At 45.0% G+C, this 16,157-nt stretch carries 16 protein-coding genes; 9 read left to right on the top strand and 7 right to left on the bottom strand.

Features of this window, described 5'->3' with window-relative positions:
- Positions 1 to 110 precede the first annotated feature (110 nt).
- From B5G04_RS16490 to B5G04_RS16460, 7 genes are all read left to right on the top strand, one after another.
- Positions 111 to 536: a PaaI family thioesterase gene (locus B5G04_RS16490; protein WP_087207811.1), complete on the top strand. Its 426-nt coding sequence runs from the start codon at positions 111 to 113 to the stop codon at positions 534 to 536.
- Positions 533 to 1,672, top strand: a complete 1,140-nt coding sequence (locus tag B5G04_RS16485) for an isochorismate synthase (protein ID WP_087249937.1) — start codon at positions 533 to 535, stop codon at positions 1,670 to 1,672. Before B5G04_RS16490 ends, B5G04_RS16485 begins: the two co-directional genes overlap by 4 nt.
- Before the next feature lie 327 nt (positions 1,673 to 1,999).
- Positions 2,000 to 3,646: a 2-succinyl-5-enolpyruvyl-6-hydroxy-3-cyclohexene-1-carboxylic-acid synthase gene (gene menD, locus B5G04_RS16480; RefSeq protein ID WP_087398076.1), complete on the top strand. Its 1,647-nt coding sequence runs from the start codon at positions 2,000 to 2,002 to the stop codon at positions 3,644 to 3,646.
- A 12-nt stretch (positions 3,647 to 3,658) separates the two neighbouring features.
- Positions 3,659 to 4,480, top strand: coding sequence for a 1,4-dihydroxy-2-naphthoyl-CoA synthase (gene menB, locus B5G04_RS16475; protein WP_087398075.1), 822 nt, complete (start codon positions 3,659 to 3,661; stop codon positions 4,478 to 4,480).
- 19 nt (positions 4,481 to 4,499) lie between these two features.
- Positions 4,500 to 5,582, top strand: a complete 1,083-nt coding sequence (locus tag B5G04_RS16470) for an o-succinylbenzoate synthase (protein WP_087398074.1) — start codon at positions 4,500 to 4,502, stop codon at positions 5,580 to 5,582.
- Positions 5,579 to 6,721 carry an AMP-binding protein gene (locus B5G04_RS16465; protein WP_087207818.1) on the top strand — a complete coding sequence of 381 codons (1,143 nt, stop codon included), beginning with the start codon at positions 5,579 to 5,581 and terminating at the stop codon, positions 6,719 to 6,721. Before B5G04_RS16470 ends, B5G04_RS16465 begins: the two co-directional genes overlap by 4 nt.
- Positions 6,722 to 6,727: 6 nt before the next feature.
- Entirely contained in the window at positions 6,728 to 7,300 is a 573-nt protein-coding gene (locus B5G04_RS16460) for an AraC family transcriptional regulator (protein WP_022039451.1), read from the top strand.
- A 367-nt stretch (positions 7,301 to 7,667) separates the two neighbouring features.
- Here the strand turns inward: B5G04_RS16460 and B5G04_RS20025 are convergent, their stop codons facing one another.
- Both B5G04_RS20025 and B5G04_RS16455 read right to left on the bottom strand, forming a co-directional pair.
- Entirely contained in the window at positions 7,668 to 7,838 is a 171-nt protein-coding gene (locus B5G04_RS20025; protein ID WP_158098125.1) for a hypothetical protein, read from the bottom strand.
- A 33-nt stretch (positions 7,839 to 7,871) separates the two neighbouring features.
- Positions 7,872 to 9,179 carry an inositol-3-phosphate synthase gene (locus B5G04_RS16455; RefSeq protein ID WP_087249944.1) on the bottom strand — a complete coding sequence of 436 codons (1,308 nt, stop codon included), beginning with the start codon at positions 9,177 to 9,179 and terminating at the stop codon, positions 7,872 to 7,874.
- A 274-nt stretch (positions 9,180 to 9,453) separates the two neighbouring features.
- Here B5G04_RS16455 and B5G04_RS16450 point away from each other — a divergent pair, with 274 nt between their 5' ends.
- Together B5G04_RS16450 and ndk are read left to right on the top strand one after the other, a co-directional pair.
- Positions 9,454 to 10,356, top strand: coding sequence for a PfkB family carbohydrate kinase (locus B5G04_RS16450; RefSeq protein ID WP_022039449.1), 903 nt, complete (start codon positions 9,454 to 9,456; stop codon positions 10,354 to 10,356).
- Positions 10,357 to 10,533: 177 nt separating this feature from the next.
- On the top strand, positions 10,534 to 11,001 hold the full coding sequence (ndk, locus tag B5G04_RS16445) for a nucleoside-diphosphate kinase (protein WP_022039448.1): 468 nt from the start codon (positions 10,534 to 10,536) through the stop codon (positions 10,999 to 11,001).
- A 101-nt stretch (positions 11,002 to 11,102) separates the two neighbouring features.
- Here ndk and B5G04_RS16440 read toward each other — a convergent pair whose 3' ends face one another.
- The 5 genes from B5G04_RS16440 to B5G04_RS16420 form a co-directional block, all read right to left on the bottom strand.
- Positions 11,103 to 11,729 carry an HD domain-containing protein gene (locus tag B5G04_RS16440; protein ID WP_225226367.1) on the bottom strand — a complete coding sequence of 209 codons (627 nt, stop codon included), beginning with the start codon at positions 11,727 to 11,729 and terminating at the stop codon, positions 11,103 to 11,105.
- Between the two features lie 66 nt (positions 11,730 to 11,795).
- On the bottom strand, positions 11,796 to 12,647 hold the full coding sequence (locus tag B5G04_RS16435; RefSeq protein WP_022039446.1) for an SDR family oxidoreductase: 852 nt from the start codon (positions 12,645 to 12,647) through the stop codon (positions 11,796 to 11,798).
- Positions 12,644 to 13,879 carry an NADH:flavin oxidoreductase gene (locus B5G04_RS16430; protein ID WP_022039445.1) on the bottom strand — a complete coding sequence of 412 codons (1,236 nt, stop codon included), beginning with the start codon at positions 13,877 to 13,879 and terminating at the stop codon, positions 12,644 to 12,646. The genes B5G04_RS16435 and B5G04_RS16430 overlap by 4 nt, the downstream gene beginning before the upstream one ends.
- Before the next feature lie 96 nt (positions 13,880 to 13,975).
- On the bottom strand, positions 13,976 to 14,746 hold the full coding sequence (locus B5G04_RS16425; RefSeq protein WP_022039444.1) for a DUF1295 domain-containing protein: 771 nt from the start codon (positions 14,744 to 14,746) through the stop codon (positions 13,976 to 13,978).
- A gap of 120 nt (positions 14,747 to 14,866) precedes the next feature.
- The gene (locus B5G04_RS16420) at positions 14,867 to 16,021 is read right to left on the bottom strand and encodes a serine hydrolase (RefSeq protein ID WP_087398093.1); all 1,155 of its coding nucleotides are present in this window, start codon (positions 16,019 to 16,021) and stop codon (positions 14,867 to 14,869) included.
- Between the last annotated feature and the right edge of the window lie 136 nt (positions 16,022 to 16,157).

Here is a 16,157-nt window from a genome sequence, read left to right as displayed (position 1 = left end):
ATCTTATTAAATCGGATGCAAAAATACATCAGAATTTGAATCGAAAGATAGAAAATACCACAAAATAAATGTACCTTTGCATGGTTATTAATTAAAAATACAGGAAGAATATGCAAATAGAACCTGGCAAACCATACGAACTAAAAGAATCCATAGGAAGATTCTTAGGCATCAAACTGGTGGAAATGAAAGACGGACATGTAAAAGCAACCATGCCCGTAAACGACAATACAGCACGTCCTTGCACCCCTGTCGACATACTGAACGGAGGAGCATCACTGGCTTTCGCTGAAATCGTCAGCGGATATGGTTCGATACACTTGTGCGCTGAAGACGAAGAGCCGGTAGGCATACAGGTCAGCGCCAACCATGTAAGCATGACTCCCGTAGGAGAAGGACGTTACGTGGAAGCTCATGCGAACATTGTACACCGGGGACGCACACAGCATGTATGGAACGTGGACATCATCACTCCCGAGGGCAAACTGGTGTCTACCGCACGTGTTGTCAATCTTATCATAAAGAAACGGCCATGAACCAACCTTCCATTTACATACACAAACTGATAGACAACCTGACACGAAGCACGGTAAACTTTGCCCTCTACCGTCAACCGTGGACTGATATGCCTATATTGGTATTGCAAGAAAGCGGAAACACACAAATCATTGACAGCCTGACTGATTTGAACGGACAACGCGGTTTTCTGTTGGCTCCTTTCCGCCGTACAGAGCAACATCCCATTGTTTTGATTCGCCCAACTCATGTTGAACATGATTGGGAAGCTATCAGCGAAACATTAACCCGTTTGGTGCAGGATCGAACAGACCTCATTCCTACCCAGACCGAATTGCCGTTTTCTAAAACAGCATCTTTCATCACCCAGAAAGCTTCAGATAAAGAATGGGAAAATTATCGTCAAGCATTCGAACGATTCATTGCTCCCTTACAGCAAAAGCAGTTCCAAAAACTGGTATTGTCACGCCGTACTTTTCTGGAATTGCCTGACGGCTTTTCGCCTCTCACCTCTTTTATCAATGCTTGCAATAATTATCCACGCATGATGATTTCCCTTTGCCATACCCCTGAAACTGGTACCTGGCTAGGAAGTACTCCGGAAATCATCCTTAGCGGACATGGTACCCAATGGCATACAGTCTCCCTTGCTGGCACTATGCCCATGCAAGGAGATGTCATACCGACCGACTGGAGTGATAAGAATATACGCGAACAAGCTTTTGTTAGTGACTACATACGTCGTACCATAAAACAGTTTGGAAATAAAATCACTGAAAAAGGTCCTTATCCAGCACGGGCTGGTCAACTGGTGCATTTAAAAACTGATTTCAATTTCATTCTGAAGGATGCCTCACAAGTAGGAAATATCTTGTACGAACTACATCCGACACCGGCAGTATGTGGACTCCCTAAAAACGAAACATACGAATTCATCAACGAAAACGAAGGATACGACCGACGTTATTATGCCGGAATTATCGGTTGGCTTGACCCCGAAGAAGACACTTCACTTTACGTCAATCTGCGCTGTATGAATATTGAAGGTAAAAGAAGTACGCTATATGCCGGAGGAGGTATCCTATCCTCATCCACACTAGAGTCTGAATGGGAAGAAACACAACAAAAATTAAATACCATGCTAAGTATACTATAATAAAAGAGAAGAAGATGAATAAAAACAGGCTATTGGATATCATAATAAATCGGGTTTTAAACACATCTGCACATTAATAATAATGAATATCCGCAATTAGCCAAGCCACTGAATTGCAAACGCAGTAATACTACATTTGCCGATAAAGTATATATCCGTAGGCGGATGCAGTATATATTCATTTTTCAGGGGTATGTATTGGCTGTTGGTGGACATGCATTTAATAATAAATACGAACGTACGTATAAATCTGCAACCGCACATATAATTTGCATAAAAAACAGTTGTAGGAAAGCGCACAAAAAGCTATTTGACAAAATAAAAAGCATGTATACTCATAAGAAAAATATATTACAGCTAGCAGCCTTGCTTCGTGCACATGGCATCCGAAGAATTGTACTTTGCCCGGGAAGCCGAGACATCCCGCTGGTACAAACATTCGCCCACATCCCCGATTTTGTATGTTACCCAATGACCGACGAACGAAGTGCCGGCTTCTTTGCCATTGGCCTGGCACTTCACGACAATACGACCGTTGCCGTATGCTGCACATCCGGAAGTGCTTTGCTCAACCTGCATCCAGCAATATCTGAAGCTTATTACCAGCAAGTACCTTTGGTGGTAATCTCCGCCGATCGTCCAGCTGCTTGGATTGGACAAATGGACGGACAAACCTTGCCTCAACCTGGAGTATTCGGCACGCTGGTCAAGAAATCGGTCAACCTACCCGATATTCAGACAGATGAAGACGAATGGTTCTGCAACCGCCTCATCAACGAAGCTTTACTGGAAACCTGCCATCACGGCAAAGGACCGGTTCATATCAACGTGCCTGTCAGCGAACCATTCTTCCAGTTTCCCGTTACTCAATTGCCTGATGTGCGTGTCATTTCCCGCTATCAGGGTTGGAACAATCAGCTTGCCGACCGTCTCCGACAATACACCAGACGTATGGTGGTGGCAGGACAGATGAATCGTCGACAAACATTTACCCCCGAACAATATACCACATTATATAAGCATTTCGCTTGGATTGTCGAAAACATCAACAATCCCACCCAGCCCGAACAGGCCATCACACATATCGACCAACTGCTCTATTCAATGGATAACAGCGCACAAGAAACTATGTGTCCCGAATTACTGATTACCTATGGAGGGCATATCATCTCGAAGCGTCTGAAAAAATTCTTACGTCAGCATCCGCCTATGGAGCATTGGCACATAAGTGCTGACGGAAATATAGTCGACCTGTTCGGCTCGCTCAGCACGGTTATCGAAATAGAACCGCACGCATTCTGGCAACAAGTAGTACAGCTACAAAACCTTCCCGGCTCTGATTATCCGCAGACGTGGAGAGCAAAAGTACAGAACCTCGGTCACGCCATTTTCGCCTATTCGCAAATGAAAGCCATCGGCGAGGTTATCCGCAGGCTTCCTAACCCTTGCACACTCCATTTAGCCAACAGCTCGACAGTGCGTTACGCCCAACTGTTCGATTTGCCCACAGGCGTAGAAGTACAGTCGAATCGGGGTGTAAACGGTATCGAAGGTTCTTTATCAACGGCCATCGGATACGCAAGTGTTTCAAACCAGCTGAACTTTATCCTAATAGGCGACCTAAGTTTCTTTTACGATATGAATGCCTTGTGGAATCCGAACTACCGGAACAACGTGCGCATCTTATTGCTGAACAACGAAGGAGGCGAAATCTTCCACGCCCTGCCTGGGCTTTCCTTGGACGAGCACACACACCACTTTGTCATCGGCACACACCATGCATCCGGCAAAGCATGGGCAGAAGACAGGGGATTCGATTACTTATGCACCCACAACGATACCGAGTTGCAGACTGCATTAGACGTATTTACACAACCTAACCCCACTCCTCACCCACTGTTACTGGAAGTATTTACCGACAAGACCCGCGATACAGATTTATTAAAAGCATATTATCACAAACTGAAACAATAAAACATACGAATTATGGCACAAAGAGAATGGAAAACCATCAAGGAATACAACGATATTCTTTTCGACTTCTACAACGGCATCGCAAAAATCACTATCAATCGCCCCAGATATCGCAATGCATTTACTCCTGATACGACCAACGAAATCAGTAATGCATTGGTCTACTGCCGCGAATGCTCCGACATCCGCGTAGTCGTACTTACCGGAGCTGGTGATAAAGCATTTTGCTCGGGTGGCGACATGCACGTGAAAGGACACGGAGGTTATGTAGGCAGCGATGGAGTACCCCGTCTGAATATCCTTGACGTACAGAAGCAAATCCGCTCCATCCCGAAACCTGTCATTGCCATGGTAAACGGATACGCCATTGGAGGCGGACATGTGCTCCACGTAGTATGCGACTTGAGCATTGCCTCCGAAAACGCAATCTTCGGACAAACCGGTCCACGCGTAGGTAGTTTCGATGCCGGATTCGGCTCTTCTTATCTGGCACGTGTGGTCGGACAAAAGAAAGCGCGCGAAATATGGTTCCTCTGCCGCCAGTATTCAGCTCAAGAAGCATTGGAAATGGGATTAGTCAACAAAGTCGTACCATTCGACCGTCTGGAAGACGAGGTGGTGGGATGGGCAGAAACCATCATGCAGCACAGCCCACTTGCCATTCGGATGATAAAAGCAGGACTGAATGCCGAACTCGACGGACAATCCGGCATTCAGGAACTGGCCGGCGACGCGACAATGCTTTACTATATGACCGAGGAAGCGCAGGAAGGAGGAAAGGCCTTCTTGGAAAAGCGCAAACCCGACTGGTCTAAATACCCGAAACTGCCATAATTATTAAAACACCTCGCTTATGTACACCATAAAAATCATCCCCCGCACTTTGCATTTCAAACAACCTGCCGGGACTTCACGCGGTGTGTACCGCACCCGTAACGTCTGGTACCTGATATTGAAAGATTCAGAAACCGGTAAATACGGCATCGGAGAATGTGCTCCACTGCCAGCACTGAGTTGTGATGACATACCCGACTATGAGGACGTACTGACCTGCCATTGCCTGCAAACGGCCGAGCACGGCATCATCGACTACGAGGCTCTGCGCACTTATCCGTCCATGCTGTTCGGACTGGAAACCGCATTCCGCCACTTACAAGCAGGCTGTCTGCAGTTTTGGGACACTCCTTTTACTAAAGGTAAAGAAGGTATTCCCATCAATGGACTCATCTGGATGGGAAACTTCAATGAGATGTATCATCGTATCGAAGAAAAAATGCATGCAGGATTCCGATGCATCAAGGTAAAAATCGGGGCTATTGATTTCGAACAAGAACTGGAACTGTTGGCTCACATCCGCCGTTACTTCTCACCCGAAGAAATCGAACTGCGGATAGATGCCAACGGTGCCTTTTCGCCTGAAGAAGCTCCAGCCAAACTGGAACAGCTCAGCCATTTCCACTTGCATTCCATCGAACAGCCCATCCGTGCCGGACAATGGGACACACTGGCGAAGCTATGCCAGAACACTCCCATACCAATAGCACTTGATGAAGAATTAATCGGTATAAACCTTCCAGAACAAAAGGCCGAACTGCTTGACCAAATCCGCCCGCAATACATCATCCTAAAGCCGTCACTGCATGGAGGCATGAACGGCTCGGAAGAATGGATACGATTGGCACAAGAAAGAGGGATCGGTTCGTGGGTAACTTCAGCACTCGAATCAAATGTCGGACTGAATAGTATTGCGCAATGGTGTGCTACCATGCATCCTCAAATACCGCAAGGACTGGGCACAGGCATGCTATTCACAGACAACATTCCCTACCCACTTCGCATCAAAGGTGACTGTCTCTGGTATTTGCCCGAACAACCTGAGCCGGACTGGAATGCATACTTCAATTGGCAAGGAAACGAAAAAATATATAATTCATGAATGACTTCAATACAGAAATATCCCGACAAACCATAACCATCAACGGGAAAACCTATACTGCCGATGATGCACGAGCCACAGCCGGTTGCTTCAGCCGGCTGCAAATCCTTTTCCGCAAACCTGCGGAAAGCGACAATTTTCTGGCATCACTGGCCGATTTTCTAACCGAATGGTTCAACGATGAAGATACGGTCAGCGTACACACATCTGGCTCCACCGGCACCCCCAAAAAACTTTATGTGGAAAAACGACGCATGATGAACAGTGCAATGCTGACGGTTTCGTTCCTCCGGCTCCACCATGGTGACACAGCCCTGCTTTGCATGCCACTGAAATACATTGCCGGAAAAATGGTCGTGGTACGTGCCTTGGTGGCCGGTCTTGACCTGATTCCAATCACTCCCTGCGGACATCCTTTCCAACAGCTGGATATTCACCCGACATTTGCTGCCCTGATTCCAATGCAAGTATTCAATTCATTGCAAGTTCCTGAAGAATGCGAACGGATGAAGGCTGTCGACCAACTCATCATCGGCGGAGGAGCCATAGACCCAACTATCGTGCAAGCCCTGCAAACCTTTCCCAATAATATATGGAGCACATATGGCATGACAGAAACCCTTTCACATATCGCACTACGAAAACTGAACGGCAAAGGAGCTTCGGAATGGTACACCCCACTCGAAAACGTCACACTTTCCCAGTCAGACGAAGGAACATTGGTTATTGATGCTCCTTGGGTCTGTCCGGAACGACTCACAACCAACGACATTGTTGTATTTAACGCATCCGGACAATTCCGTGTCATCGGCAGGAAAGACAATACCATCAACACGGGAGGAGTAAAAGTACAAATCGAACAGATAGAAGCAATCCTGCAACCTTTGCTTCCACTACCATTCATGGTAACCTCGGTACCCGATGTCAAGTTCGGCGAACGCGTCGTGCTACTTGTACAAGCCTCTGGCACATCTCTGCCAGACAACGAACAAAAAAAGTTCGACAAGGCTTTCCAATATTTACCAGCTTACTGGGTACCGAAGCAAATCATACTCACCGACAAACTTCCATTGACAGAAACAGGGAAGCCTGACAGAGCAAAAGCCAAAAGAATAGCCAGTGACACCAACACACCATAAGTTTCTATGAACTGCCATACTACCATCCATATCAAAAATATGGTGTGCCGCCGGTGCATCATCATCGTGAACCAGATTTTCCAAAAGCACGGCTTCGAGCCTTCCAGCATCGAACTGGGTACGGTCATACTTGCGCAGCCGCTACCAAAGGAAACAGCCGGCATCATTCGCAAGGAATTGACAGACTGCGGATTCGAATGGATTGACGACAAGCGTACACGCATCATCGAACAAGTACGCACCGCCGTCATTCAATACGTACACCATGATGACCTCCCAGAACAGCAGAACCTGTCCGACTACATCAGCCGTCAATGCCACCGTGATTATAGCTCACTCAGCAAGCTGTTCACCGAAACCAACGGCATTACCATCGAAAAATACTACATTGCTCAAAAAATAGAACGTGTTAAAGAGCTTTTAGTGTACGATGAATTATCTATCAGCGAAATAGCAGACAAGCTACATTATTCCAGTTCAGCCCATCTCAGTTCTCAGTTCCGTTCCGTCACCGGACTTTCGCCCACCCAGTTCAAGCAATTAAAACATCCCAAGCTCAAACCACTGGATGAAGTGTGAATACATCAAAACAAGAAAACTTTTAATAAATGCCCGCAAACAGCCAATATATACCTCTGAAAAATGAATATATACTGCATCCGCGGTTGAATATATACTGCAACTGCGGTTGAATATATACTGCATTCGCCTACGGATATATACTGCATCAGCAAACGCAGTACTACTGCATTTTCAACTTAGCCGGATTGACAAATTACAGGACATCCATAAAACTTTCACAGGAATTTGAAACTCATTGAAAAAGACAGCGAGATACTGCTCTACCCAACAATATCTCGCTAAAATATAGAGCCTGTTACTTTTTTTAAACAGGCTCATAAATTATCAAGAGATGACTATTTACGGAATATCCCTCTCCAAACGACTAAGAAGCTGTTTTGAATTTCTCCAAAAAGTTTTTCTTGGCTTGATGTATCCGTTTTCGTGTGTGCTTTGGGCGATTTTTTGGTCTTTTTCGCTCCTGTTCTTCGTCAGATAGCCCGCTATCTTCCTCATCACAGAAGCGAAAATGCCTCAAAAACTCATCCCAAATCATCGCACGATAAATTCAAAACAGCTTCTAAAAACATTAATCGATTTCTTCGTCAGCTTCATAACCGCCCATTTCCCGAAGGGCATTCTTCAGCATCACATATTGCTGGAAGAGATGATTGACAGGAACTTCATGCTGTGTATAGTCGTGCATCGGACTCTTAAGGAAGAAACTCAAGAAACGTTGGATGCCGTAACGTCCGGCACGTGCCGCTAAATCGCTCAACAATACCAAGTCAAGACAAAGTGGAGCTGCAAGAATAGAATCACGGCATAAGAAATTTATCTTGATCTGCATCGGATACCCCATCCATCCGAAGATGTCAATATTATCCCATCCTTCCTTATTGTCATTGCGCGGAGGATAATAATTGATACGTACCTTATGGTAATAGTCCGAATACAAATCCGGCTGATTTTCAGGCATCAGAATAGATTCCAGGGTAGAGAGTTTACTTACTTCCTTAGTATGGAAATTGGCAGGTTCGTCCAAAACCAGTCCATCCCGATTGCCCAAAATATTTGTAGAGAACCACCCCGACAATCCCAGACAACGTGTACCGATAATCGGCGCAAAACCAGATTTCACCAATGTCTGCCCTGTCTTAAAGTCTTTCCCGGCAATAGGCATCTTTGTCTTTTCTGCCATTTCCCACATCGCAGGAATATCCACTGTCGTATTGGGAGCTCCCATAATAAACGGTGCACCTTCGGCAAGAGCCGCATAGGCATAACACATGGATGGAGCAATGTTTTCACGGTCATCATTCTTCATTGCCTGTTCAAAATCAGCCAATGTCCCGTGCACAGATTCGTTCACCGGCACATAAATTTCAGTAGAAGCTGCCCACAATACCACAATGCGGCTGCATCCGTTCGCTTCCTTAAAATCACGTATGTCTTTGCGCAAGGCTTCCATCATATCCCATCGCGTAGCACAATCCTTCACGTTTTTCCCGTCCAGACGTTTGGCATAATTATGGTCGAAAGCTGCTTTCATCGGCACGATTTTCTCCAACTCATCTTTCACCGGATTAATATCCTTTTCCTTTAACACTTCGCAATTGATTGCAGATTCGTATGCATTGGCCGGATATACATCCCATGCGCCAAACACAATGTCATTCAAATCTGCCATCGGGACAATTTCATTATAATGAAGGTATTTCTTATCGTTCCCACGTCCTACACGAATCTTGTCATATTGAGTCATCGAACCAACAGGCTTTGCCAACCCTTTTCTTACCATCAAGACACCTGTAATAAATGTAGTAGCTACAGCTCCTAGACCAACACACAGCACACCTAATTTCCCAGTGGCAGGTTGTACATTCACTTTTCCCATTTTCTAATAAGTTTTTCGGTTTTTATATTAACATTAATAAGGTAATGAATTTTCTTTTCACTTACATTTGCCGCGTAAAGGTAGACTTTTTATCAATAAAATAAATGTCTTTTGCCTTTTTTGTTGCTTATTCAGCAAAAATAGAACATTATTCCTATAAAAACAACCATAGAAATGATAATCTTTCATAGGAAAGCTGCCGGAAAATCTCTTTAATTCACAAAAAAGCACTATCTTTGCCACCGTTTTTTAACTTGAATAACAGTAACGTAACATGAATGACATTTGCTGCATAGGACATATAACACTGGATAAAATAGTCACTCCCAGACAGACAATTTACATGCCTGGAGGCACTTCGTATTATTTTTCACACGGAATCTATCATTTAAACGATTACAAACACTATAAACTGGTAACCTCTTTGGCACCCAGTGAATATAAATCAGCTAACGAATTACGTGATAAAGGCATTGACGTGGAAATCATCCCCAGCCAACATACTGTATATTTTGAAAACAAATACGGAGAGAACCAAAATAATCGTACCCAGCGTGTATTGGCTAAAGCAGACCCTTTTACTGTAGAGAAATTACAACATCTTGAAGCACGTTTCTTCCACCTGGGCAGTCTGCTGTCTGATGACTTTCCTTTGGATGTAATCAAATTTCTCTCTCAGAAAGGAGTGCTTTCAGTAGATGCACAAGGATATTTGCGTGAAGTGCGAGGAGAAAACGTTTATCCGGTGGATTGGAGCGAAAAGAAAGAAGCCTTAAAGTATATAGACATTCTGAAAGTGAATGAACACGAAGCAGCCGTACTTACCGGTTCTTCTGATTATGGCGAGGCTATTCGTCTTTTACATGAATGGGGAGTAAAAGAAGTGTTATTGACTCTAGGCAGTGAAGGTTCATTGATATACGCCGAGAATACATTATTCCGTATTCCTGCCTACCCGCCCAAAGAAGTGGTGGATGCTACAGGATGCGGCGATACTTATATGTTAGGTTACCTTTATATGCGTAATAAAGGAGCATCTTATGCAGAGGCTGGAACATTTGCCGCAGCATTGTCTACCATCAAGCTCGAAAAATCAGGTCCGTTCTGTGGCACAGAACAGGCAGCAGCCGATATTGTATGTACAAGCCATCTAATCCCCGAAATTTTATCGTGCTGAACAAACCGCTTATATACATCCGGCACAGACAGTCACATAAATACAAACAGAGCGGGACCCATAAAGCCGGTTCCGCTTTTTTATGATAAAATTTACATTTTCTATCCCCTCTCTTTTGCTTTTTCCCTGATAATTAATATCTTTGTGATAATTTGTAATAACCTAAAAATTATCACTATGAGTCTAGAAAAAACATTGGTCATTTTAAAACCCAGCGCCGTACAGCGTGGGTTAATCGGAGAAATTACTACACGTTTCGAACGCAAAGGCCTACGGCTTGCAGGTATGAAAATGATGCAGCTCACCGATGATTTACTGAACGAACACTACGCCCATTTGGCAGACAAACCTTTCTTCGGACGCATCAAGCAATCGATGATGGCATCGCCGGTCATAGCTTGCTGCTACGAAGGAGTGGATGCAGTGCAGGTGGTACGCTCTATGACAGGTGCTACCAACGGCCGTAAAGCTACCCCCGGTACGATTCGAGGCGATTACAGCGTAAGTGCACAAGAAAACATCGTGCATACTTCTGATTCTCCGGAGAATGCTATCGTAGAGCTGAACCGCTTCTTCAGACCTGAAGAAATCTTCGACTATAGCCTTCCTGTACAGTCTTATCTAAATTACGAAGGAGAAGAATAACAAGCTGAAAATCAAACTTGTATATACAGAGGTGCAGGAAACCATTAAAAAGCCCTGCACCTCTGTGTATATAGTCAGAGAGATTCTACGCGTTTTATATTTTAAAGCTCATCCAAATCGCTGCCCGTACGCTCCATAATACTCGCGGCTAAACTATCTGCTGCCTGCACAATGGCTACCAACGGGTAAAGCATACGTGCTGTATCATAATTACGCAATTCTTCATAACTGTTCAAGTTCAACCCGAAAGCCCCCATATGCCAACGGATTGCCAGCATTTCATCATCACTCATTTCCAGTCCGTTACAAAGCAGAAGAATCACTGATTTTTCGCCGTGTCCCATCGGAAAACCTTTATAAGTCACCTTGTAACCTTCAGTATCTTCCCACACGCCCAACGCATTCTTGCGTTTCTTCACACTGCGCACATAAATGTCACTCTTGCACACATCGTGCAGCAAGCTGGCAATAATCACATTGTCTCTTCCCACTTCATTTTCCAAACTCGGTTCAAGAACCTTCATCCCTTCCCATATTGCCAAAGCAGCCTTACACGTATTGATGGAATGAAGTACCAAACCACCTTCAGTGTTGAGATGATGCCCTGCAGAGGCAGGAGCTGTAAAAAACCCCAACTCTTCAAGCCCTGTTATTACGTCCTCTACTCCATCACGTCCCGTAGAACGCAACAACTCAACAAATTCTTCCTTATTTTTCTTACTATCCATTTTTCTGCTTTTTCCATTCACAGGTCTCATGCACTGCTCATGCACCAAACCTTTTTATACTTCAATTTAAAATAACCAGCGGTTCACAATTTGCTCCGTCCGGTTCCACAATTCTTGCATCTGCGGATGTCTGACATATTTATCTGATAACGGCTTGGCATGCCCACTCACATTCAATGTACCTGTCCGCTTGCCTGCTTCTTCATCCAACAACAAATGAATGGCAGTAGACGCACCTTGCAGTGGAGTGCGGATAAAGGGACGGAAAAAAATGTCAGTTAACGGATCGAACCATGCATGCATCGTAATAATATCAGTAGAGACAATACCCGGGTCGGCTGCATTGACCACGATTCCTTTGTCACGCACACGCTCTGCCAAGTCTATAGTGAAAAGCATCAATGCCAGCTTGGTATTACTATACACCGGGATACGCCAAAAAGCTCCTTTCCTTCCCCGGTAGAAGAAATCTGGAAAATCCAATTTACCGATGGCATACGTACACGACACCATATTGACTATACGACTACCTTCTCCCATCAATGGCAATAACTTACGAGTCAGCAAATAGTGCCCCATATAGTTCACCTGGACCGTACGTTCATAACCATCTTCCGTACAATGAAAAGCGGTTTCCATTGTACCGGCATTATTCATCAGCAAGCTGACTTGCCCGCCTTCTGCGACCAAAGTATCTGCAAACACTGATACCGAAACAAACGATGCCAGGTCGATGCTACGTACCTCTACCTGCAAATCACCACGCTCACGCAACAATGCCTCACGCACCTCTTCTCCTTTCTCCACCCGCAGGCATGCCATGATAACACGATATCCCGCCATTGCCACGGCACGGGTTATTTCCTGTCCCATTCCACCGTCGGCACCTGTAATCACTGCCAGTTTCCGTGCTTTCATTTTACAGCCTGCCTTTCTTCTATCTGTTCTATCTCTTTTTTCAAACACGGAGGCAATGCTTCATGCAAATGTTGGTGACATGCCATTTCTATGGAATACATCCGGGCTATGCAATAATTGCTGTGACGGCAATTGCAGCGTGCCTGTTCTTCGTCCCGCATCCGGTTTACAAATCCCGGCTCATTCAGCAAGGCACGTCCCATTTGCACTGCCTCGAACCCATAATCAAGTACTTCATCTATTTTTTCCCGTGACACCAGTCCACCTACATAGACCAATGGCATCCGAACTGCCTCGCGGAACTTCAATGCGTCTTCCAAGAAATAGGCTTCCTTAAAAGGTACACTGGGAATCATCCATTTACCTACCAGCCGTACGCCATACTTCAGCCACCAGCAAGTCATGTAATGTGTCATGCTGCGGATAGGCATTTCACCCCGCATCACATACATCGGCGCCTTGCTGACAAAACCTCCGCTCAGCACCAGCGCATGGGCACCCGAATGTTCCAGCCGTTTTGCCACCTGAATAGTCTCGTTCAGTTCCATACCTCCCTTGAAACCATCACGCATATTCATCTTTACCAACACAGCCATATCGTTACCTGCAGCCTTCATCACTTCATCCATCACCATATCCATAAACCGCATCCGGTTCTCAAGCGAACCTCCGTAAATATCCTTGCGGTGATTGGTGGAAGGCGAAAGAAACTGACTGATAAGATAACCGTGACCGGCATGGACCTCTACCGCATCGAAACCTGCCTCACGTGCAAGATTGACCGCATGCCCATAAGCACGTGCCATTTCAGGCAATTCGTCAGCACGAAGCCCACGTACGAAAGTGGGCGAATAAAGATTAAATCCACTGCTTGCCCCTACTGGCAAACAACCGCAAATGCTCTTGTGAGACATATTACCACAATGTCCCAACTGAATACTTGCAGCAGCACCTTCTTTATGCACGGCATTGGTCAGTTCACGCAAGCCCGGTACTATTTCAGGGCGCATCCATAACTGACGGTCAAACGACAAACCGCTTCGGGTAACAGCGGCATATGCCACTGTTGTCATACCTACCCCTCCGGCTGCTACTGACCGATGATAATCGAGCAACATCTGCGAGGGCTTATTTCCCGGACACATGCTTTCGAATGCGGCTGAGCGAATAGTACGGTTGCGCAACGTAAGCGGTCCTATCGTGACCGGAGTAAACAACTTAGAGTCTTTCATACTACTTCTTTTGTTTTTGTTGACAAAATATCAGTTAACAGACTATCGGATAGTCTTGATGACATATACCAAGGCATCTGAGTGTCAACCGAAAAACTAATATATAAAAGGTATAATCCGTTTTCTATTTCCTACGGCTTCGACACCGAACGTTTCACGATATTTATGATAAATAGCATTGGCACGAGGTATCAGATTGGCGGCTGTCCACCACACAAACACCCAAGCTGCTGGAGAAGCGGTAAGCACGGCAAATCCCGTCCACTCCACCAGTTCACCGAAATAATTGGCAGAAGTGACATACTTATACATCCCTTTCTGCGGAAGATAATGCCGGGTATCTCCCGGCTTACGCAAATGACGGATAACATGATCGGAATGCAAGTTAATTCCCATCCCCACCAAGAACAGGATTATCCCCAACAGGGCATTCGGCTGTAACAAGTAACCGGCTCCAATGCCGACAGGCACACTGTCATTGAACCAAAACAATCCTCCTCCCTGCATCATCCCGTTCAGTACATTAAATACGATGCCCATTGCCATAATGGCTACTGGCATACGGCTTTTCCCTGTCATCAGAAAAGGGAAGATAAACGAACGCTGCAAATAATGCAACTGAAACAACGCAAAAAACAAGAACTGAGGCAATGCAAATCCTACCCCGCTCCGTATCCACAAAACAAACATCACCACAAATACAGGTGCCTCCATCAGCATCCACGCTATTTTATTGTCCAGTGACAATCCCCACGATGGAGTGCGAAACATTCCGTATCCTGCCTTTACAAAATAGAGGGCAACAAATACCAGAAAAGCAATGCCCGACATGACTGCCAGAAAAAGATGAAAAATTTCCTGATCCATAGACTATATCATTAAAACGAGGTAAAGATACGTCAAAACCGTGAAATAAAACACAGAAACGTAAGAAAACCTACAAAAGCAGATAAACAAACAAGTTTTTCATTAAATCTGACATTCTTATCAAGGATGAAGTATGTGCATTGCAATGTCAAGATATCGTGTCATATCAGTCGTAAAAGGTCCATCGTACACATCACAACGTTTACGTCCCAAACGAACCACTACCGCATTTTCTGAAGGTATCGCATAAACATATTGTCCCAGCATGCCCCGCATACAAGGAATGGTTTCGCCCCGATAGGGTATCAACCATAACTGCAAGCCATAATAACTGAGCGAATCTCTTCCCCACTGGTCTTTCAGGTAAGAAGCAGGACGCAGCATCTCGTCCATATATCTTTGCGACACGAGCTGTTTTCCACGCCATTTACCTTGCTGAAGCAACAGGCTTCCGAGACGCGCCGCATCGCGTGCCGTCGTATGAAAACAACAGAATGCTTTTTCATCACCGTCACGTTTATCCAACAACCAATAAGCATCTTTTTCCGCTTGCATCGGCTTCCACAACTTTTCCTCAGCATACCGGCTCAACGTTTCTCCCGTTGCAGCTTCAAGCACGAACGCCAGAAGCTGCGTCTCACCACTGCGGTATGAGAATTGTATACCAGGCCGGTCTTTTACCTCCAACCCGGTAACCAGTTCGTACAAATCATTTCCATAATAACCGTGGGTAGTAACCGAAAACAGCGAAGCGTATGATTCGTCCCATGCCATTCCCCCACTCATTGTAAGCAAATCACGTAGCGTAACATCCGCTTGCATACCTTTATTATATATAGGTATATAGTCCGAAACCTTGTCATCAAGACTATGTATTTTCCCTTCATCGAATGCTATTCCTACCAACAAGCCCACGATGGTTTTGGTTGCCGAATAAAGATTGGAAGTCAGAGTGTCATTCCATCCGTCGCGATAATCCTCAAAAAGGATACTGTCCCGACGGACGACAAGAAAGGATACTGTATGCAAACTATCAAGATAAGCTGCATCCTTTTCCGAAAGCTGATGCTGATTATACGCTTCTGCTTGAGGCCATAACCATACGCTGTCTGCATCGTGATGCACGACATGACGGTGAAAAGTCTCCAAGTCATCAATAACAGGCATCAGATGAATAAGAGCCTGACGGGCATAGTAAGGCAATGACAAATAAGAAATGACCAGCACCAAAACAATGCCGGCACTGATGCAAATGATTTTCTTTTGCTTGGTCATATGGATTCTTTCGATAAATTTTCTGGCAAGAAAGATAAACATTTTCTTTGAAAGATGTAAGCGATAAGACATATATTCCAAAAAAACTTATAACTTTGCCATTGGTTAGTATAAGTATTTACAAACAATTTAATTA

It is taken from the genome of Bacteroides sp. An51A (assembly GCF_002161565.1).
Lineage (GTDB): Bacteria > Bacteroidota > Bacteroidia > Bacteroidales > Bacteroidaceae > Phocaeicola > Phocaeicola intestinalis.
The sequence above is the reverse complement of the archived record's forward strand: the minus strand, read 5'-3'. Positions and strand labels throughout refer to the sequence as shown.